The 15,789-nt window shown below is 42.1% G+C and carries 16 protein-coding genes; 2 read left to right on the top strand and 14 right to left on the bottom strand.

The features are described from left to right. Positions 1-8: 8 nt before the first annotated feature. The 5 genes from AC6JA8_RS05850 to AC6JA8_RS05830 are packed head-to-tail and all read right to left on the bottom strand — an operon-like array spanning position 9 to position 3,702. On the bottom strand, positions 9-1,280 hold the full coding sequence (locus AC6JA8_RS05850) for an NAD(P)/FAD-dependent oxidoreductase (protein WP_497976204.1): 1,272 nt from the start codon (positions 1,278-1,280) through the stop codon (positions 9-11). Continuing rightward, on the bottom strand, positions 1,277-1,954 hold the full coding sequence (locus AC6JA8_RS05845) for a TVP38/TMEM64 family protein (RefSeq protein ID WP_497976203.1): 678 nt from the start codon (positions 1,952-1,954) through the stop codon (positions 1,277-1,279). Before AC6JA8_RS05845 ends, AC6JA8_RS05850 begins: the two co-directional genes overlap by 4 nt. Next, positions 1,951-3,036, bottom strand: coding sequence for an AI-2E family transporter (locus tag AC6JA8_RS05840; RefSeq protein ID WP_497976202.1), 1,086 nt, complete (start codon positions 3,034-3,036; stop codon positions 1,951-1,953). The genes AC6JA8_RS05845 and AC6JA8_RS05840 overlap by 4 nt, the downstream gene beginning before the upstream one ends. Before the next feature lies 1 nt (position 3,037). Then, the gene (locus tag AC6JA8_RS05835) at positions 3,038-3,505 is read right to left on the bottom strand and encodes a hypothetical protein (protein WP_497976201.1); all 468 of its coding nucleotides are present in this window, start codon (positions 3,503-3,505) and stop codon (positions 3,038-3,040) included. Continuing rightward, positions 3,502-3,702, bottom strand: a complete 201-nt coding sequence (locus tag AC6JA8_RS05830) for an ElaB/YgaM/YqjD family protein (protein ID WP_497976200.1) — start codon at positions 3,700-3,702, stop codon at positions 3,502-3,504. Before AC6JA8_RS05830 ends, AC6JA8_RS05835 begins: the two co-directional genes overlap by 4 nt. A 92-nt stretch (positions 3,703-3,794) precedes the next feature. On the opposite strand from AC6JA8_RS05830, the gene AC6JA8_RS05825 reads away from it, so the two are divergent. Continuing rightward, positions 3,795-4,253, top strand: a complete 459-nt coding sequence (locus AC6JA8_RS05825) for a hypothetical protein (RefSeq protein WP_497976199.1) — start codon at positions 3,795-3,797, stop codon at positions 4,251-4,253. On the opposite strand, the gene AC6JA8_RS05820 is transcribed toward AC6JA8_RS05825, so the two are convergent. Continuing rightward, positions 4,250-6,103: a YgiQ family radical SAM protein gene (locus tag AC6JA8_RS05820; RefSeq protein ID WP_497976198.1), complete on the bottom strand. Its 1,854-nt coding sequence runs from the start codon at positions 6,101-6,103 to the stop codon at positions 4,250-4,252. The two genes, AC6JA8_RS05825 and AC6JA8_RS05820, sit on opposite strands and share 4 nt — an antisense overlap. A 70-nt stretch (positions 6,104-6,173) precedes the next feature. After that, the gene (locus tag AC6JA8_RS05815; RefSeq protein ID WP_497976197.1) at positions 6,174-6,428 is read right to left on the bottom strand and encodes a hypothetical protein; all 255 of its coding nucleotides are present in this window, start codon (positions 6,426-6,428) and stop codon (positions 6,174-6,176) included. A 21-nt stretch (positions 6,429-6,449) separates the two neighbouring features. Here AC6JA8_RS05815 and arfB point away from each other — a divergent pair, with 21 nt between their 5' ends. Then, positions 6,450-6,851 (top strand): alternative ribosome rescue aminoacyl-tRNA hydrolase ArfB, encoded by a 402-nt coding sequence (arfB, locus tag AC6JA8_RS05810; protein WP_497976196.1) that lies wholly within the window; start codon positions 6,450-6,452, stop codon positions 6,849-6,851. Here the strand turns inward: arfB and AC6JA8_RS05805 are convergent. The 7 genes from AC6JA8_RS05805 to AC6JA8_RS05775 all read right to left on the bottom strand — a co-directional run bounded on the left by AC6JA8_RS05805 (position 6,848) and on the right by AC6JA8_RS05775 (position 15,732). After that, positions 6,848-7,717 (bottom strand): NAD-dependent epimerase/dehydratase family protein, encoded by an 870-nt coding sequence (locus AC6JA8_RS05805; protein ID WP_497976195.1) that lies wholly within the window; start codon positions 7,715-7,717, stop codon positions 6,848-6,850. The genes arfB and AC6JA8_RS05805 overlap by 4 nt on opposite strands. After that, entirely contained in the window at positions 7,714-8,646 is a 933-nt protein-coding gene (locus AC6JA8_RS05800; protein WP_497976194.1) for a hypothetical protein, read from the bottom strand. Before AC6JA8_RS05800 ends, AC6JA8_RS05805 begins: the two co-directional genes overlap by 4 nt. A 48-nt stretch (positions 8,647-8,694) precedes the next feature. Then, positions 8,695-9,807: an aminotransferase class V-fold PLP-dependent enzyme gene (locus tag AC6JA8_RS05795; RefSeq protein WP_497976193.1), complete on the bottom strand. Its 1,113-nt coding sequence runs from the start codon at positions 9,805-9,807 to the stop codon at positions 8,695-8,697. A 2-nt stretch (positions 9,808-9,809) separates the two neighbouring features. Then, entirely contained in the window at positions 9,810-12,857 is a 3,048-nt protein-coding gene (ovoA, locus tag AC6JA8_RS05790; RefSeq protein WP_497976192.1) for a 5-histidylcysteine sulfoxide synthase, read from the bottom strand. Between the two features lie 120 nt (positions 12,858-12,977). Next, a complete protein-coding gene (locus tag AC6JA8_RS05785) occupies positions 12,978-14,066 on the bottom strand; it encodes a PQQ-dependent sugar dehydrogenase (RefSeq protein WP_497976191.1) in 1,089 nt (362 codons plus the stop codon). Further along, positions 14,066-14,614 carry a hypothetical protein gene (locus AC6JA8_RS05780; protein WP_497976190.1) on the bottom strand — a complete coding sequence of 183 codons (549 nt, stop codon included), beginning with the start codon at positions 14,612-14,614 and terminating at the stop codon, positions 14,066-14,068. Before AC6JA8_RS05780 ends, AC6JA8_RS05785 begins: the two co-directional genes overlap by 1 nt. An 11-nt stretch (positions 14,615-14,625) precedes the next feature. Beyond that, the gene (locus tag AC6JA8_RS05775) at positions 14,626-15,732 is read right to left on the bottom strand and encodes a DNA alkylation repair protein (protein ID WP_497976189.1); all 1,107 of its coding nucleotides are present in this window, start codon (positions 15,730-15,732) and stop codon (positions 14,626-14,628) included. Positions 15,733-15,789: the final 57 nt, after the last annotated feature.

The raw sequence follows: 15,789 nt of genomic DNA, 5'->3' as shown, positions 1-15,789 counted from the left end.
GTCTCTTGCTAAGTCTCTTGCCAATTCTTCTTTGTGATCAGTCGTGCCCCTCTTGAGAAAGTGAGGTACGACCATGTCCATTGCATCAGAACAAACAGACGGTTTTTAAAACCAATCAGGTAGTAAACGTGAACAAAAAGCCATGCCAACCAGGCAAACGTTCCGCGCGCTTTTAATCCTTTAAATTCCATGACAGCAAGCTTTCTTCCAATCGTCGCCATCTGTCCCTTATCGAGATACTTAAACTCGCGCGCCTTCTCACCTTTAATCATACGGATGATATTTTTTGCTGAATGCGCGCCCATTTGAATCGCCACTGGTGCAAGTCCCGGCAGGACGCGGCCACCTTCTTCTTCAAAGTGTGCCTGGTCACCAATAACAAAAACATTTGGTGCAGCTTCAAGTGATAAATTCTTTGTGACAATAATTCTTCCAGCGCGGTCTAATGGCACACCCAAAGTTGAATTGATCGCTGAAGGCTTAACTCCAGCGGCCCACACAACAGTGCGAGACTTTATTCTTTCTTCTTTCCCATCAGGAAGCTTTAGCGCGACACCTGTGGCATTGATATCAGTCACCATTGTTTGGTTCATGATTTCAACCCCAAGATTCTGTAAGTCTTTTTTAGCATCAAGAGAGAGCTCTTCATTAAAACTCGAAAGGACCTTAGGTCCTGCTTCAACTAAAATAACTCTGGTTTTATTGGGATCAATATTTCTAAAATCTGCTTCCATTGTCTGACGGGCAATTTCTGAAATCGCGCCGGCCATTTCAACACCCGTTGGACCTGCACCAACAATCACAAATGTCAGCCATTCTGCTTTGATATTTTCATCAGCTTCTTTTTCGGCCATCTCAAAGGCCATCAGTATGCGCCTTCTAATCTCTGTGGCCATCTCTAATGTTTTTAACCCGGGAGCAAATTCCTCCCAATGGTCTTTGCCGAAATAACTGTGAGTCGCTCCACAGGCAAGAATTAAATAATCGTATTTAGCCGAGACACCTGTCGTCTCTAATGAATTATGAGCAATGTTAACGGATTTAATTTCTTCTAAATAGACAGTGACATTTTTTGCATCAGAGAGAACATTCCTGATTGGCATCGCAATGTCTGCAGGAGAGAGTCCTGCTGTCGCGACCTGGTATAAGAGAGGTTGGAATAAATGGTAATTTCTTTTATCGACGAGAGTGACTTCTACAAGATCGGGGTAATCGGCCAGGACTTTTGCTGCTTTTAAACCACCAAATCCTCCACCAACAATCACCACTCTTTTTTTCATTTTTTATCCCGGTATGATTTTATCAATTTAAATCCCCAAGGAAGCAGGGCCAGGATGATGAAGGCCAAGGCAACCTTTGGACTTAAAATATCCTCTAATCCCTCTATTTTGGCAAATTGAACACCCGCCCAAGTGTAGACCACTACCATCGGAATACGCCCCACCCAACTCGCCCAAAAAAAAGTCCACCAATGAAGATTAGAAACTCCCATAATAAGGTTGGCGACAAATGAAGGAATGAAAGGAAAAAGCCTGAACGACAGAAGTGCCATAGTTCCTTCGTTCTGCCATTCTTCTTTAAAGATCCTGGCATTTTCTCCGTAGCGTTTTAAAATCCATTCTTGCAGGAAATAGCGGGCGATGAAAAAACCAATAAGATTTCCCAGCGCAGTTGCGATTGATGAGAGCAAAGCGCCTGTGGTGAAGCCAAAAAGCATTCCTCCGATGAAGCTGATCATCGAAATCCCCGGCACCGGAAGAGCGGCCATCATCATGTTAAAAAGAAAAAAGAATAAAAGAATTTTTAGCGGAGCTTGCTGATAAATCACAAGCCAGCGGTCATGGTAACTTTTAATTGATGCCAAACTATCGAGCACTTCAAGTTCTGGCACCAAGTATTTTAATAAGAAAATAATTCCGACAATCGAAACAACAAAGACGAGAGGTTTTTTCACGCGTTCTCGTCTAATGATTCAATGATTTTATTTTCTTTCGGTGGGAAATACTCTTCAACGATAATAGGAAGAGCGCCGTACACCAATGAGGCCAAGAGAGGACCAACGAAAAGTCCTGGAAGACCTAAAACATAAACTCCCCCAATAACCGCAAGAAATCCAATAAAGGCCGGAACTTCTACTTCACCAAGGCTTACCAGATAGGGCCTGACTAAGTTATCCGCCACACCGGCAAAAGTCCCGATAATGGCCATCGCAATCCCCGCTCCCGTGCGTTTTTCCACAAAAGCAATAATGGCCAGAGCAAAGGCCATTGGAGCAGCCCCAATAACTGGAATAAAAGAAATAATAAATGTTAGAAAGAAAACAATGTAGAAATCACCAAGCCCACAAGCAAGGGCCCCTAGGGAAATAATCGTCGACTGAAGAATACCGGTGATAACATTTGAAAGAAAAACTTCACGGCAGCTCGATTTCAACACGTTAATAAAACGATTTGAATGATCTTTTGAAAAATAATAATAACGGTCAAAAATTTCTCTGATTTCATCCTCTTTTAAAAGGAAAAAATAAAAAGAAAGATTCATCACTAAAACCCCGAGTAACAAATCCGGAATTTGTGTGACCATGTCACTGAATGTTTTAAAAATCAATGTCCCGGCCGTCGTGATAAAAGTATTAAACTTCTCCTTCACCATTTCACTTTCTAAGTGATTACTTACGGCAAGCTGATCAATAAATTTATAAACGCTTTCTTGAGTTGTTTGAGTGAGTGTAGAGAGAGATTGTTTCGTAAAGAACTCAGAAATGATTCTTGCTCCTCTCATAAAAAAGATTCCAAAAGGAACAGCAATGAGAAAAAACAAAGCGGCACTCACGACATTAAGCGCTTTCTTTTTACTCCAACTATATTCCTTCATGAATTTGGCCACGAATGGGCTCAAGGCAAGGGCCAGCATCCCACCAAAGAAAAAAGCAATAATGAAAGGACTTAAAACGTAAAGAAAACCAGCGGCAATAACGAAAGCTGTCGCTAGCTTAAAGAAGTTTCTAAAAAACAATTCGTGAAATCCATTACTCATATTAATCTCTTTCTGGTTGATCTTTTTTTGGCTGAGCTCTTTTAGCTTCGCGCTCTTTAATAAAATCTAAAATAAGAAGACTGATCACTGATTCAAGTTGGTTGCCGGCCACTGGTGCCTGAGCAGGAGCTTCCTTTTTCTCAGCTTTAAAAATATCCAGCCAGTTGCTTTTGTTAGTCGCATAGACCATCACTCCAGCACAAATGGCCAGAAAGCCTAAAATAAACCAGATCGATGGAGTGAAAAGGGCCGCTCCGTTGTCGATGTTATTTAAAAATCTTTCAATCAAGTGGCTCATTCCCAGACAAAAAAGAGCTAAGCTTCCCAACATCAGGGCCACAAGAATAAGAATGCGCCTTAGTTGATTTAAAATTTCAGCAGAAATTTCCAGCGACTTCTCGCTGATCATATTTCCTCGGCCGATAAAGTAGTTCAGAAAAAATTCACCGATTTTAAAAATGTCGTTCATGAGCGCCTGCCTGAAAGAAGTTTGCCGATAATAAAGCCAATCCCAGCAGCAATCGCGATTGATGTCAGCGGATGCTTTTGAACAAACTCTGTTGTACGGTCTTTGATTTCACTTAACCTATCCTCGATGTCTTGTAATTGATCGCGATTTAGGCCAGGCAATTCTTGTAGGGTACTCTTAAGGTCTTTGTGGTCCATTAAAACTCCATTTTTTAATAGCTTAGATATGTTTAGTCATTTCGTCCACCAAACCCTTCCAAATATCACTAATTCTGGGATAGAATTTCCTAATGAAAAGTTTAAAACTTCTAAGTCTTCTTTCTCTTGTGATTATGGCGCCAAGCTTAAAAGCTGAGCTTAAGCTAAAACCCTTTGAGACAGACGGATGCACCATGTTCGCCGACGGAACTTACTCAAAGCCTGGGCTTTGGAAGCACTGTTGTACAGAGCACGACCTGCGCTATTGGTTTGGTGGAAGTGAAAACGATATGGACCAGGCCGATCTTCGCCTGCGTTCGTGTGTAGAAAAGGCCGCTGGCCCAAAATGGGGCTATGTGATCTACACTGGAGTACGTGCCGGACACCACTCTCCGATCAAAAATAAATATCAATGGAACTGGGGCTGGGAAGTGGCCCGCGAGAAAAAACCTCTGACTCCGGCCGAAGTTGGCTACGTCATTACAGAACTTCGCTCAATGAGTGTTGAAGATGTGAACATCGACAACTTCATCAAAGTTAACTTTCCTTAACCGAAAAGTTCTTTCGTTAAATCAAACAGCTTATTTTTTGCCAGGTAATTCTTCACGTAGTTTTTATTTTCTGGTTTGTACCAGAAGAAGAATGTTCTTTGGCGAGTCTTCTCATCAAGTGTGATGGCAGTCTTCACTTCTTTAAGAGTGTATGGATGATATCCTGAATAATAAATTTCAGTAGCAACAGTCATTGGTGTCGGAGTAAAATCCTGAACCTGCTCTAATCTGTAACCAAGCTTCTTTGTCTTCACCGCAAGTTGTGCCATATCCTCAGGAGTTGTTCCCGGGTGAGATGAAATAAAGTACGGGATCAATTCCTGGCGCAGACCTTTTTTTAGAGAGATCTCTTCAAACTTCTTCTTAAAAGATTCGAAGTAATGAAACGCAGGCTTTCTCATAAATTTTAAAACATGATCTTCTGTATGTTCCGGGGCCACTTTCATTCTTCCTGAAACGTGATGAGAGATCAATTGCTCGACATACTCTGCATCTTTTTTCGGGTCGCGAGATCTTTCGTTAAACATTAAGTCGTAACGAAGACCAGAACTAATGAAGGCCTTTTTAACTTTTGGATGCTTGGCAACTTCTTTGTAGAGTTCAGTCATCTTTTGAGGATTCGTATCCAGGTTTTTACAGATGACCGGGAAAATACATGAAGGAGCAGCACACTTATCACAGTGCTCTTGATCGATTCCCTTCATTTGATACATATTTGCAGAAGGGCCACCGATATCTGAAATATAGCCTTTAAAGTCCGGCATCTTTGCAATTTGATCCAGCTCTTTCATCACCGAGTCTTTTGAGCGACTGGCAATCATTTTTCCCTGGTGAGCAGAAATCGTACAGAAAGAGCATCCACCAAAACAGCCGCGGTGAGTGTTGAGCGAGAATTTAATCATCTCGTAAGCGGCAATCGCTCCTCTGTCTTTATATTTTGGATGCGGGTATCTCGTATAAGGAAGATCAAAAGAAGCATCAATCTCACTTTCCGTCATCGTCTGGTACGGAGGATTGATGATCAGGGTTTTTCCTTCTACTTTTTGCAGAAGTCTGTTAGCGAATTGTTTATTAGACTCTACTTCTACGTGCATGAAGTTTTTTGAATACGCTTTTTTATCTTTTAAGCACACTTCATGGCTTGTCAGTTCAAAATCATCCCAACCAGGCATCCCCATGGGAAGTTTGTCTTTTTGATCAATCAAAAATGCCGTCTGGGGAATGTTTCTAATTTCATTAAAAGGCACGCCTGCAAGAACCAGTTTCACTAGTTCTTTCATCGGCTGCTCACCCATTCCATAAACCAGAAGATCAGCTCCTGATGTCGAAAGAATGTTTGGCATTAATTTATCTGACCAGAAATCGTAATGAGTCACTCGGCGAAGTGAAGCCTCAATCCCTCCCAGCATAACGGGAGTCTCTGGATAGAGTTTCTTTAAAATGCGTGTGTACTCAGTTGTAGCGTAATCAGGTCTGAAGTCAGGTGATCCACCAGGAGTGTAAGCATCGTTTGAACGAAGCCTTTTTCCCGCAGTGTACTTGTTAACCATTGAGTCCATATTTCCCGAAGTCACTCCGAAGAAATATTTTGGGGCCCCAAATTTCTTAAAGTCGCGAAGGTCATCGCGCCAGTTTGGCTGGGCAATGATGGCAACTCTTAATCCCATTGATTCAAGAATACGGCCCATAACCGCCGTCCCGAAGGCCGGGTGGTCAACGTAAGCGTCCCCTGTTACTAAAATAACATCGAGTTCTTCCCATCCGCGCTTTTTTGCTTCCTTCATTGTAGTCGGAAGCCAGGCAGTAATAGGTAGTAAATCTGGTGATTGGACTCTTTCGTTTGTGCTCATAAGTGATCGCCAAAGTAGGTAAAAAGACAGGCTTTGGCAAGCGAGCATGGTGAAGTTTACAGGGTAAAAACTAGAAAAAACGCTTCCAGAAAGGGCGTTTCTTGTGGATTCTCTGCCACTGGGCCTCAGAAGCATCCCCAGTCTTTTTGACCAGGCCTCGTTTCTCCAGGCTTTTTAAAATAAGAAGCATTTGATCTTTGTCGAAATCGGCGAACTTTTTAAGGAGTTCCGTGTCCATATCAAAGACAATTTTAGAAAAGGACATCGGCTCATAAAATGAGAGTGTTGAAAGAATGAGGTCTTCAATTTCCTGGTTTTTGTCCATAATTCAATCTACACTTTTTTTATGTATAAATACAATATTCCTGAACAAGAATACGAATTAAGTTTTTCCAGAAGCGGCGGCTCTGGGGGCCAGAACGTGAACAAAGTAAACACGAAGGCCACCTTGCATTGGAATGTTCACACCTCTTCTCTGCCGCCAATCGTGCGCGAGAGATTTATCAAAAAATACCAGAATAAACTGAGTGTTGATGGAGTGCTGACGTTATCGAGTCAGGAGCATCGCACGCAGCATATGAACATTGAGTCTGTTGTTGAAAAGCTTCATGAAATGATTGAGTCAATCGCTCATCCGCCAAAAGTGAGAAAGCCAACCAAACCTACAAAATCTTCGGTGAATAAAAGAATCAGCTCTAAAAAGCAAAAAGGCGAAACGAAAAAATCCCGTCGTGAAAAATTTTATTAAATATAAAACTTAATCAGCTCTGGCAGATAGACTCTCAAAAGATCGAAGCTAAACCCAAGAGATAATCCTTTTTTATTAGGCATCATAAAGTCTTTATCAAAGCCAAATGGAGAATGATTAACGTCATTTGCTTCGTTGGCATACACTGCTTTTTTACCTGTGAGATCTTCAATCATATTCATCAATTCTCCCAATGAAATATAACCTGAACTCACGGCATTCACAGCACCAGTAAACGTATGCTCTCCAATGAATTTAAGAAAGGCCCCTGCTTCATGCGATTGAATAAAACCCATCTGTGTTTCAAGATTTGGAAAAAAGATTGGAGTTTGATTAAGTACAGCGTCCACATGAAATTTTAATCTTCCCGTGTAATCATCCTGACCTAAAACAATGGGAAAACGAACCATCACCACTTCAAATGAAGCCATTTGCGAAAAAACGGCCTCTGCCTGTCTTTTTGCTTCCTGATAATCATAAGGATTGGTGTCTTCAAGATTGATTTTATATTTCGTTTGATCAAAGAGCTCTTCAGAAAGCTCAACTCCCTTTGCAGGATCGTAAACGGAGCCTGTGCTGGTAAAAATATAACGCTTGCACTTGCCTTTAAAGGCTTCACAAGCGATGTGTGCGGACTGAGCTGACATACAAACCTGGTCATAGATCAAATCAAAAGGCCCGAGTGTGGCCAGCCTTTGCAGGTCTTCTAATTTGGTTCGGTCTGCTTTTTCAAAACGAACTTGGTCTTTAAATGGAAAATCCAGATTGCCTCGAGTGGCAACAGTGACATCGTGCCCTTCTTTAATAAGGCCTTTCACTAAATGAGTTCCAAAAAAACGGGTTCCGCCTAAGACGAGAATTTTCATAAGATCATCTTGAGTAAAGTCATGGTGTTTCTCTGCTGGTCATATTTTGCACGATACTTCTGCAGAAAGTCCAGTTTGTCAGGACGGTATTTAGTCATGGTCATTAAATGATCGACATTTTTCTCAATGACATAATTCACATTCAGTCCGTGCTCTTTCATCATGGCACTTTTAAGCGACACGACCCCATCGTTATTGCCGGCAAGATCCTGAGTGATATTTCTAAAAATCTCAAGTGGAGTATCCACTCCAAAAGCATTCGGTTTGTAACTTGCGTAATTAAGAAGTTTTTTATCAAGTGACTTTATAACTGAGCGAACGTCCGCTGAATCCATATAACGGCTTCTTTCTTTAATCGTCAGCGCTTCCATGCCCTTAGCACTTCCCCCCATCCATTCAAAAAGAGACTTTCCCGTCTGTCTTAAAAAATCGTTGTCGTACATCAAGCTTGCCACTTCAGAGCCCCAAAATGGACTTTGAACACTCACCCACCCATGAACTTTTGAGACAAGTTCAGGTCTAAGCCTTAAAGCTTCCAATGTATCCAAACCGCCCTTTGAATGTGAGTAAATCAAAACTGGTTTTTGTGATTTTTCAATTTCGCCGATGATAGTTAAAGCATTCACTTCAACCGGACTTTCAGTATCAATGGCCGCAAAAGAAAAATCGATCTTCTCTTTTGTGAGAAAAGCTTTTTGTTCATGAAAAGCATCTTCAAAAATAAATCCGACTTTAATCTGGTTTCCGCTTTGACTATCAAACGACTCGGCCAGAACGCCGGGGACTAAAAGGACTTTATACTTTTTTAATTCTTTGATTTCTTCTGCGGAAAAAGAGCTCTCCTTAAATTTAGAAAAATAGACAGAACTCAGGTCTGAGGCCCATGCAAAATTAAGCGCTAAAAAAAGCAGTCCCACTAATGTTTTCATTGGGGAATTCTACCAATTAGGAAATTTTAAAGGGCTTTTTTGTAAAGATTACAGGACGGAAAGGACTCTGCCGATCACCTCATCCGTCGTAAAAGCGGCCGGGCTCAGGCGAACCCCCGGTCCCCTGATCGCGAAATTACAAGGGATTGCCCTCAAACTCTCCACTGTCGTGGCCTTAGGGATGAAATTGACCATCGGAGTTTGGTGATTCTTAAGCTCATAGGGAGAATGCACTTCATACCCTTTTTGCTCCAGTCCCAGGCGAAGCATCTTGGCCAGGCGAATGGTTTCGGTCTCAATATGAGAGACTCCAGTTTCCAAAATCAGATTCACTGAAGCTCCAAGCGCAGTAATTTCTAAAACCTGTTTTGATCCTGCTTCAAATTTAGAGGCATCCAGTTTTGGAATACACTCCAAGCTTGTCGGATCATCGCATGTCCCAAATGTATAAGAGCCCACATTGTGCGGTTTAATTTTTCCAATGTGCTTTTGATCAATCGCCAGGTACCCAACTCCCACCGGACTAAAAAGCCATTTATGACTTCCTCCGGCCACGGCATCGACTCCCCACTTCTTCATATCAAAATGGTGAAGCCCAAGACCCTGGATGATATCGACAAAAAGAAAGATACCTTTTTCTCTCGTCACTTTTCCTAAGGCTTCGATATCGGTGCGGGCACCTGTTAAAAACTGCACCCAAGACACAGCGATAACTTTGGTTTTATCGGTGATCTTTTCAACAATCTTCTCATAAGGTGTCGCTAGGTTTTTTTCAGAAGAAACCAAAACAAGGTTGGCATTTTTTCTTTTACACGCTTCCTGCCACGGGTATAAATGCGAGCCATACTCTTCGGCCCACATGATCACTTCATCCCCGGCATTCAAAGGAAACTGCATAGCAAGCTGGCTCACCCCACCGGCCGTGCTTTGAAAAAAAGCAATCTCAGTGTGATCACAGCCAATGAGTTTTGCCAGCGATTGTCTTGAATGAAGGACATCATTCATGTAATCCAGGTCAGTGTAAAAGCCCTCTTCGTAAAAACGATTGCCCCAATAAAGAACCTTATCGCGGGCCTGTTTTGAAATAGGAGCAAGACCTCCATTGTTTAAATGGATGCGCTCACTGCCTTGGTAAAAAGAGTCTTTAAACTTTCCGATCACGACTACACCATGGTCTTAATTTCGTTTAATGCTTTTTCCAGACGGTCGTAGTGTAGCCTGAAACCTAGAAGGCAGAAACGAATCGCTAGTTTTCCATCAATCGTACACGACGATAAGAACAGCGTTCCTTTGTTGTTAATGTTTTCCATCAGCTTCTTCGTCTCAGCATCACCTTTTTTATGGGCGAACGTTAAAATCGAAAGCTCTGGTTTTGAAACCACAACCAGGTCAGGAATCTTGGCAATTTCTGTAGATAACCATTCTGCAAGTTTTAACTTCTCTTCCAGGTTTAACTGGAAAGGGCCTACTCCTAGAGTTTTGATTGGAAGCCAAACACGCAGACCTCTAAAGTCGCGCGAAAGCTCAGGCGTGATATCTGCATAATCGACCTGGTCCACTGGACGAGGTGGCATGTAAGAGTCATCTGATAAATAATCAAAAAGCATGTGATCTTTATTCTTAACTAACAAGCATCCTGTCCCATATGGAATTGAAAGGGCCTTATGAGGATCAAGAGCGACTGAATCAGTCTCTTCGATTCCCTTAAGAAGTGAGCGCCCTTTTTCTGTCAGCATAAATAGCGCTCCATAAGCGCCATCGGCGTGCACCCAAAGGTTGTGTTTTTTAGCGATCGGAAGAATTTCTTCCAGAGAATCTACACATCCCGTTTTTGTCGATCCCAATGTCGCAACAATCAGGAATGGTTTAAAGCCACGGGCCACATCTTCTTCAATCTTTTCACTTAAAAGCTTATTGTCCATCTTGTAATTTTTAAGTGGGATTTGTCTTAAGTTCTCTTTTTTAAGTCCTAACATCACCCATGCTTTAGCAATACAGTGATGAGAATCACTTGAAGTGTACGCTGTCACTTTACTGTAATCAAAGCCAGTGATCTTTTCTTTGCGGGCCATGGCCAGCGCAGAAAGAGTTGCCACCGAAGAGCCGGTTGTTAAGAAACCTTGTGAAGAGATTTCATCATAACCAATCATTGTCTGAAACCACTTGATAACTTCCATCTCCAGAGTCACGAGCCCCGGGGCCATCATGTAGTGACCAGAAAATGGGTTGAGTGTTTGAGCGATTAATTGAGCTGTATTAGAAATAAAATTTCCAGCTCCGGCCACATAAGCTGCAAAACCAGGGTGACCAGGGATTTGCGAGTAGCGGGCCATATCTTCAAAGACAGTCTTCATTAAGTTTTGGTAACTTTCCGGGTGTGCTGGGAAATTTTTAGTCGCGTGATAAGGAACGCTGAAATCTTTTTTCAGTCCATTCACTGCCGGATCGTGAGCTTCACCCATTGGCGACTTCGATGGCATACCCTGAAGGTATTTTAAAACCTGAGTTTCCGTTTGTTCGAAAATGGATTTCATTTCCGCATCGCTCATCTCAAGTGGCTGATCAATCTTCTTCCACCAGTCGTGCCCAATCATCTGATCTAAAATATTTGTTCTTCTCGGGTGAATATACTCCTTTTCTTTTACAAGAAAAGTTGCCCCGTTGTCGGCCGATCCATCAAGAGTCGCCGCCATTCTAAATCCAGAGTGCTGGTAAAAGTGCGGGCGGAAATGAAAGCGCGCCCAATGGCTGGCCTCATGACCACAGCTCATAAATGATCCTCCACGGATCATTTGGTGTTTTCCATCAAAGCATGGAGTTGAGAAGTCATCATAAAGACTGTTGACCTCAAAACCTGGCAAAGGATTGAATTGGTCCATTAACCAGTGCCATGTGTTTCCAAAAAGCTCATCACCTACTTCTTTTGGTGAAGACCATAGGAAGTTGAAATTTTCTTTGTACTCGTTTTGGTAGTCAGAGAAACCTTTGTAGTTTTTGTACGGTTGCTTTTGCAGAACCGGGTCTTTCACTTTAGGTTTAATCGCTACAAACTCTGCTTCCGTTAAAAGACGGTATTTTAGTTTCGTTTTATCACTTTCTGTTTTCCAATTACAGTAAGCAATCGCCTCGTGGTAATTCACTTCTACCGGCCAGCTCATTGGCATTGGAATGATTTCAAAAATTGTTCTTAGTTCATACTGGTGAGTTCCTTCCGGTCCCACTCCCACCCAGAATGTCGGGCGTTTAGTGTTTCTGAACTTTCTCCACTGAAGTCCTTCCGGTGCCCAGTACTTGTCGTTGATATAAGCACCACTTGAAACGAAGTCAAAATACTCTCCGTTAGTGATTTGATTTTTTGTGTATTCAAAATCTTTGATTTCAACTGTGCGGCTTCCGTACTCGTTGTCCCAGCCGTAAGACTCGGTCTCAAGTGGCTTTCCAACAGTGACTTTCTCCCCAGACTTCTTCACCCATGAATTTTCCGTCATTGTGTGAGGAGAATTTTTTGATGGATGCAGAGGTGCCCAGAAGCGTGGTGTTTCTAGGTACTCAATCGGAAGCTCGCGCATAAGAACACTTGATGTTTCAAAGTGGATCTTCTCATGCTCAATCCCCATCCACAAAGACCACCATGGAGAATCCTGATTCAGGCTTCCAATCGTATTTAAATCCGGGTGAGTTTTAATTAAGTTAACAATGATGTCGTAGACAGACTTTCTGTAAGCATGAACAGCTGCCACTTTTGGCCAGGCCATTTCATTCTTCGACATATCATCCCAGCTCATTTCATCTACACCTGTTTCTAAAACTTTTTCCAGGTAGATGTTAACTGCGTCTTTTTGAAGACCAGCGATGCGCAGTTTATTTAAGTAAAGAACAGCAGGGTGACCATAATAAAAAATCAGCGGGTGGCGAAGAGCGTGGTATGGAGGTCTGATGTAGGCTTCTTCTACTTTTAAACTTTGAAAAAGAAGTTCTGTCAGTGTCCACGAGTTATTGAAGTAAGCGAGGATATCTTCGCGTGTCGCTGTTTTTAAATTTAAAAGTGGCAGGGCCACTAAACAATTTCTTTCCTGATCAAAACCTGGACACTTCTCTGGAGCAAGACCAGTCCACCATGAATCGCCAAACTCTTTTTTGAGTAAGTGTTCAAACTCAGGATGCTTTCCTGCCTTTGAGAGATTAGGGTTTCTAGTGATCGTAACTGACATATAGCAAAACCTTGAAAAGAGATTAAAAATGTACTCTCATTTTCTTCCTTTTTACTATCTTTGTCATTGGAGAATTCGGCCGTCTGTCTTTTGACTAAGAAGGGTTACCAAACGGTAACCCTAAGGCTGAGGCACGAGTCTTAATATTTGCCCGCTATCCGTAGATAAATAAATGAATCCATCAGGTCCCTGTTTTACTTGCCTAAAACGCTCTTCTAAATCTTCCAGAAGCTTTTCTTCCCTAAGCATTTTGCGGTTTTCATCCATTACGACGCGGTGGAGATGACTTCCTGACAAAGTTGCCAGAAATAGGTTCCCTTTGAATTTAGGAAAGGCCGCTCCTTCATACACCATCAACCCTGAAGGACTAATTGAGGGCGTCCAATAAAACAGTGGCTGCAACATTCCTTCTTTTGCAGTCGTTCCAATCGAGGGTCCCCAGTACTCTTTTCCGTAAGTGATAACCGGCCATCCATAGTTCTTCCCTTTTTCAATCACGTTGACTTCGTCGCCTCCGCGTGGTCCAAACTCTGCTTCCCAAAGTGTTCCTGATGAATCGATCACCAGACCCTGAGGATTCCTGTGTCCATAAGACCAAATTTCAGGAAGAGCGCTCTTGTTGCCAACAAATGGATTGTCTGCCGGAGCTTTTCCTTCTTTGGTAAGCCTTAAAACTTTTCCCTGATGAGTGTCTAAATCCTGAGCGCGGTCTCTTTTATTGCGCTCGCCTACTGACATAAAAATAAATCCGTCTTTATCAATAACAATGCGAGAGCCAAAGTGAATCCCACCTGAAGCAATGGCCTTTGATTCAAAAAGCTTTGCCCCTTCCATTTTTTTCTTATCAGCTGAGAGCTTCCCTTTAAACAAACTTGTCGTCGCTCCACCTTTGACCGGCTCTGAGTATGTCAGGTAAAGAGCATTGTCTTTACTGTCGAAATAAACATCTAAAAGCCCACCCTGCGAATCGGTAAAAACTTTGGGAGATCCGGCAATTTCATGAGTCGCTTTCGTCTTTAGATTTAAGTAACGAAATTTTCCATCGCGCTCGCTAAAGACGATTTCATCGGGACTTAAAAAATCAAATCCCCAAATGACATCTTTGCCGGTAAAAAGTTTTTCAACCGTAAACTTTTGCCCCTCAGAGGTGTATGTTTTTGCCTGCAGTACACTTGAAAAAAGAGCGAGCAGTAAAATTATTTTTTTCATTACGGCAGTCCATTCACATTAGGTTTTAAAGTACAGAAGGCATAAGAGAAACCGCGCAACCAAGCTAAGAAATAAATTTCTTTCGTCTCAATATTCTGTCTTGCCCAATAAACCAGGGCCGGATAACCTTCAGCATCTTCCACATGGGCCGTTGCCGATGTCGGATGCCATGTGATTCGTCCCGCTTCAATCCAGTCCGGGCTCATTTCTCTTTTAGCATCTTCCAGTGACCAATCGGCCATATCATTTTTTTCACCAAAAAACTGCAGCACCGGAGACATATAGGCCCCTTTGGCATCAGTGTTTAAAAGCATTCCAATATAGTGAGTAGTATCCGGGTCCAATGAAGGAGAAAGATGGTTACACTCTCCTGAATACATTCCTGGAATAAATTTGGGGGCCGTCTGTGTGTTTAGAAAAGTCGAATACATCGCCTCCATTTTTTCCGTGCAGCCATCGTAACAGGCATTCTCTAAAATTTCAGGAGCGTCCCAGGCAAAAGCTTTAAAGCTAGTCAAAAGTGCAAGTAAAACCAGTGCATTTTTCATAAATTCCCCTTTTAAACTTTTAAGGTAAATGACAATTTATCTTCGCTGATACCGTTAACTTTGATGTTCCAGAAATGCTGACCACTATAATAAGTTCTCGTCGTCACCGGCTTGAGTGGAATATTAAATTCCACTTTCTTTTTTTCTTTTGGAAGAAGCTCGACACTTTTTCCTTTAAAACACTTAATATTGTGCTTGCTGTTTGCCTTTAACAAATGCACTTCGTGATCCAGGATAACTTTTAATTTTTTTGCGCCCAGATTTTGAAACTCAACTTCCACTTTAAGGGCCTTCCCCAAATCGACTTTTTTCGTCAGAATCTTTTGCGAGAGAACTTTCACTTTCCCCGACTCGACTCCGTGAAGTTTAAATGCCTGCGGATGACCTTTTTTAATCAAAGTCCTGCTAGCGTGACGAATAATCCAGTTGAGATTTTTGTCTTCTGCATTTTCTTTCTGCCATTCCAAGAGCTTCTTCACCACCATGTCCGGGTGATTTTTTGAATGGTCATTTAAGTGATTGGCCACTGATTTTCTGACGTACTCTTCATCATCATGTTTTAAAACTTCTAAAAGATCCCACGTGATCGACGGGTCCTTCACAAAACTTGGAAGTTTCTGTCCCCAAGGCAATAATGGGCGCGAGCCTTCACTCACTAGTCGTCTAACATGAACATTGTCGTCTTTCACCCATTTCTTAAAAAACTTGAGTGTCCGTTTTTCATCGGCAAGGAAAAAAGCGCGGACGGCCCATTCTCCGGTAAAAACTTTTGTCATCTCTTTTAAGACATCCATCGACAGGTCAAATTCATCCAGCCCAAAACGCGCCACATACTCTGTGAGTGGCCAGACTGAAAAACCTGAAAGGCCAATCGTGTCTTTATCGTTTTGCCGAATAGCACCCTCTAAAATTTTCAGAGATTTTTTCTGATCAGCAGGTAGATTTTCTTTGAGTCTCATCGCAACGAGAATCACACGCTCTTTGAGTTCAAGCGCTGCAAGCTCACTGGCAATGTCTTTGAGGAATTTTTTTTGGTTGAAGTCAGGATAATTTCTGGCAATTGCTTTCGCAGTTTGTGAAACAACCTTCTCATTTATCATATTCTTGAATGGTTCCATAGTGGCTAAAGTATAGTGGAGAAAAAAGTGTACGCAAAACGGGGTGCACAATATTCA

The sequence above is a fragment of the Bacteriovorax sp. HI3 genome (assembly GCF_059738875.1).
Note: the sequence above shows the minus strand (reverse complement) of the source record. Positions and strands in the feature narration are given on the sequence as shown.